The organism is Allobosea sp., assembly GCF_036675845.1.
Lineage (GTDB): Bacteria > Pseudomonadota > Alphaproteobacteria > Rhizobiales > Beijerinckiaceae > Allobosea.
On sequence record NZ_JAKFED010000162.1, the window covers coordinates 1 to 4,159 of the forward strand.

4 protein-coding genes are annotated in these 4,159 nt (G+C 66.8%); 3 read left to right on the top strand and 1 reads right to left on the bottom strand.

Features of this window, described 5'->3' with window-relative positions; all coding sequences use genetic code 11:
- Both urtD and urtE read left to right on the top strand, forming a co-directional pair.
- A partial coding sequence (urtD, locus tag V6M56_RS18180) for an urea ABC transporter ATP-binding protein UrtD (protein WP_332685571.1) occupies positions 1-735 on the top strand: 735 nt, incomplete at its 5' end.
- Between the two features lie 151 nt (positions 736-886).
- On the top strand, positions 887-1,582 hold the full coding sequence (urtE, locus tag V6M56_RS18185; RefSeq protein ID WP_332685572.1) for an urea ABC transporter ATP-binding subunit UrtE: 696 nt from the start codon (positions 887-889) through the stop codon (positions 1,580-1,582).
- Positions 1,583-1,796: 214 nt separating this feature from the next.
- Here the strand turns inward: urtE and V6M56_RS18190 are convergent, their stop codons facing one another.
- On the bottom strand, positions 1,797-3,611 hold the full coding sequence (locus V6M56_RS18190) for a monovalent cation:proton antiporter-2 (CPA2) family protein (RefSeq protein WP_332685573.1): 1,815 nt from the start codon (positions 3,609-3,611) through the stop codon (positions 1,797-1,799).
- 212 nt (positions 3,612-3,823) lie between these two features.
- Here V6M56_RS18190 and V6M56_RS18195 point away from each other — a divergent pair.
- Positions 3,824-4,159, top strand: a 336-nt coding sequence (locus V6M56_RS18195; RefSeq protein ID WP_332685574.1) for an NAD(P)-binding domain-containing protein, incomplete at its 3' end; no start/stop codon positions are given.

Here is a 4,159-nt window from a genome sequence, read left to right on the forward strand (position 1 = left end):
TCCTCGCTGCTCTATCTCGATGGCGTCAGCGTCTCCTTCGACGGCTTCAAGGCGATCCGCGGCCTGTCGCTGACCATCGAGCCCGGCGAGATGCGCGCCATCATCGGCCCGAACGGCGCCGGCAAGACGACGATGATGGACATCATCACCGGCAAGACGAAGCCGGACGAGGGCACCGTGATGTTCGGCGGTTCGGTCGACCTGACCAGGCTCGACGAGGCGGCGATCGCCAATCTCGGCATCGGCCGCAAATTCCAGAAGCCGACGGTGTTCGACTTCCACAGCATCGAGGACAACATCCTGCTGGCGCTGAAATCGCAGCGCACCGTGCTGAAGACGCTGTTCTGGAAGACGGAGAGCGCCCAGCAGAAGCGCATCGACGAGATCCTCGGCATCATCAGGCTGGCCGACAAGCGCGAGCGGCTCGCCGGCTCGCTCTCGCACGGCCAGAAGCAATGGCTCGAGATCGGCATGCTGTTGGCGCAGGATCCCAAGCTCCTGCTCGTCGACGAGCCGGCCGCTGGCATGACCGATGGCGAGACGGCCCAGACCGCGGTGCTGCTCAAGGAGATCGCGAAGGATCACTCCGTGATCGTGGTCGAGCACGACATGGGCTTCATCCGCGAGCTCGGCGTGAAGGTGACGGTGCTGCACGAGGGCTCCGTGCTGGCCGAAGGCCCACTCGACCAGGTCAGCGCCAATGAGCGCGTCGTCGAAGTCTATCTGGGGCGGTGAGCGCGATGGCTTGTACGGAACCGTTCCCCGTCATTGCGAGCGCAGCGAAGCAATCCAGGAACGGCAGCGCTCTACGTCCCCCTGGATTGCTTCGTCGCTACGCTCCTCGCAATGACGGCTTGACAGGCGGCTCGTGTGGAAAGGCCCAACCATGCTGAACGTCGAAGCCATCGATCTCCACTACGGCGCGGCGCAGGCGCTGCGGCGCGTCTCGGTCACGGCCGAGATCGGCAAGGTCACCTGCGTGATGGGCCGCAACGGCGTCGGCAAGACCTCGCTGATGCGCGCCATCGTCGGCCAGCAGCCGATCTCGGGCGGCCATATCCGCCTCGACGGCGAGGACATCTCGAACCTGCGTAGCGAGGACCGGGCGCGGGCCGGGATCGCCTATGTGCCGCAGGGCCGCGAGGTCTTCCCGCTCCTGAGCGTCAGGGAAAACCTCGAAACCGGCTTTGCGCCCTTGCCCCGCAAGGAGCGCTACATCCCGGACGAACTGTTCGACCTGTTCCCCGTGCTGAAGTCGATGCTCGGCCGGCGTGGCGGAGACCTCTCGGGTGGCCAGCAGCAGCAACTCGCGATCGCGCGGGCGCTGGTCACCCGACCCAGATTGCTGGTGCTGGACGAGCCGACCGAGGGCATCCAGCCCTCGATCATCAAGGATATCGGCCGCGCCATCGACTATCTGCGCCAGAAGGGCGGCATGGCGATCGTGCTGGTCGAGCAATATTTCGACTTCGCCCGCGACCTCGCCGACGCGATGTTCGTGATGGACCGCGGCGAGGTCGTGCTCGCCGGGCCGATGGCGGAGCTTGATGGCGCGCAGGTTCAGAGGCTGATTCAGGTGTGACACCCAAGGCGTTGAGCCGGAATCAATTTCGGCCCGGCGAACTTTTCCGTCATGCTCGGGCTTGACCCGAGCATCTCAGGCCGGATGAGGCGCCATACAGTGTCTTCTCGTCATGAGATTCTCGGGTCTGCGTTTCGCTTCGCCCGAGAATGACGCGGAGCCGCCCCGGCCGCGCTCGCGCCTTTCGCAGAGGTCTTTGATAGGGCGCTGGGCCTTACGGCTTGGCGCCGGCCGCGGCCGGCAGGTCGCCAACGACGGTGCCGACCGCCTTCGGCTTGGTGAGCGGTGCCGGGGTCGGCTGATTGCCGTAGTGGATCAGGTCCTGACCGGCATGGATGTCGCTCGCGACCTGCAGGTCGAGGCGCTCGGCGTCGCGGCGGCGGACGTCCTCGACGATTTCCGCGGCCTCCTCCTCTGGCACGCCGAGTGCGCGCAGGACCTCGCCGCCGAAGACCATGGCGGATTCGAAGGTCTCGCGGATCTGGTAGTCGACGCCGGCGCGGATCAGGTCCATCGAATGGCCGCGGTCGAAGGCGCGCACGAAGAGCTTGGCGTGGGGGAATTCGGCCTGCGCGACCCGGACGATCGCGTTGGCCGTCTCGCGTTTCTCGACGCAGACCAGGATCGCGTCGGCCTGATGGGCGCCCGAGGCGTGCAGGATGTCGGAGCGCGTGCCGTCGCCGTAATAGACCTTGAAGCCGAAGGTGGCGGCGGCCTGGATCATTTCGACATCGGTCTCGATCAGCGAGATGCTGCAGCCGCGGGCCAGCAGGGTCTGGCTCGCGACCTGGCCGAAGCGTCCGAAGCCGACGACGAGGATGCGCCCCTTGAGGCCCTCGGCATGCTCGATCCCGTCCAGCGATTCCCGTTCGGCCGGCATGAAGCGGTCGATGGCGAGCACGACGAGAGGGGTGATCGCCATCGAGAGGATCACGATGGCGCTGGCGATGGCGTTGATGCGTGCATCGAAGATGCCGGCGGCGGCCGCGGCGCTGTAGAGCACGAAGGCGAACTCGCCGCCCTGCGAGAACAGCGCGACGCGGGTGATCGCATTGCGCGTACGGGTGCGAAACAGCCTGGCGACGATGAAGATGCCGGCTGCCTTGACCAGCATGAAGGCGGCGACGCCAAGGGCGACGACCTGCCATTCCTGCGCGATCAGCCTGAGATCGAGCGACATGCCCACCGCCAGGAAGAACATGCCGAGCAGCAGGCCGCGAAACGGCTCGATATCGGCCTCGAGCTGATGGCGGAAGGTCGATTCCGACAAGAGCACGCCGGCGAGGAAGGCGCCCATCGCCATCGAGAGGCCGCCCAGCTGCATCGCCAGCGCCGAACCGAGCACGACGAGCAGCGCCGCGCCGGTCATGACCTCGCGGGCCTGCGCATTGGCGAGCAACCGGAACATCGGGTTGAGCAGCCATTTGCCGGCGACGACGAGGCCAATGAGCGAGCCGACGCCGATCAGCAGGGGCATCAGGCCGCCGCTGCCTGCCGCCTTCGCCGGCGCCAGCACGGCGACCACCGCGAGCAGCGGCACGATGGCGAGATCTTCGAGCAGCAGGATCGAGACAGCCTGCTGGCCGTGCGGGGTCGAGGCTTCGCCGCGTTCGTTCAGCATCTGCATCACGACGGCGGTGGAGGACAAAACGAAGCCCATGCCGGCGATGAAGGCGGCGGCCGGAGCTAGCCCGGCGAGGATGCCGACTCCGGTCAGCAGCGCGCCGCAGAGCCCGACCTGGGCGACGCCGAGGCCGAAGATCTCGCCGCGCAGGTTCCAGAGCCGCGAAGGCTGCATCTCCAGCCCGATGATGAAGAGAAACATGACGACGCCGAACTCGGCAACGTGAAGCACACTCTCCGGATTGGAGAACAGGCCGATGCCGGAAGGGCCGATGACGAGGCCACCGGCGAAATAGCCGAGCACCGAGCCGAGCTTGAGCTTCCGGAAGATCGGCACCGCAATGACGCCAGCTCCCAGAAGGCCGACCGCCTGAACCAGATCCTGAGAGAAACCTTCCGCCGCCATAACGCTCCCTTTGCCCGCCTTGGCCGTGGATATTTGCGCCTCCGAAACAGAAGGCGTCGGCTGCGTTTAGGCAAGCTTTCGCTCGACCGCCAGACCGCTCGGGCAACCCGATGCAGCTGCCGTGCCGACCGCCCCATGCTTGCTCGCCGCTCTTCGCCGGGGCATGTAGCGTCGCCAAAGCCGGCTTCCCGCCGGCCGGTCGGAGGTTCGCGATGCAGCTCGGAGTGGTCGGCCTCGGCCGGATGGGGGCCAATATCGTCCGGCGGCTGCACCGCGCCGGGCACGACTGCGTGGTCTATGACCGCGATCCGAAGCCGGGCGCGGCGCTCGCCAGGGACGGTGCGGTCAATGCGACCGACCTCAAGGAGATGGTCGAAAAGCTCCAGGTGCCGCGCGCGATCTGGATCATGCTGCCGGCCGGCGAGATCACCGAAGCGACCCTGAACGAGCTTTCCGGCATGCTGGCGCCCGGCGACACGCTGATCGACGGCGGCAACGCCTTCTGGAAGGACGATGTCCGGCGCGGCCGCGAGCTTGCCGCCAAGGGG

Bases quoted from the DNA above. Each gene is read 5' to 3' on its own strand.
- urtE (WP_332685572.1), top strand. From the start codon at position 887: ATGCTGAACGTCGAAGCCATCGATCTCCACTACGGCGCGGCGCAGGCG.
- V6M56_RS18190 (WP_332685573.1), bottom strand. From the start codon at position 3,611: ATGGCGGCGGAAGGTTTCTCTCAGGATCTGGTTCAGGCGGTCGGCCTT.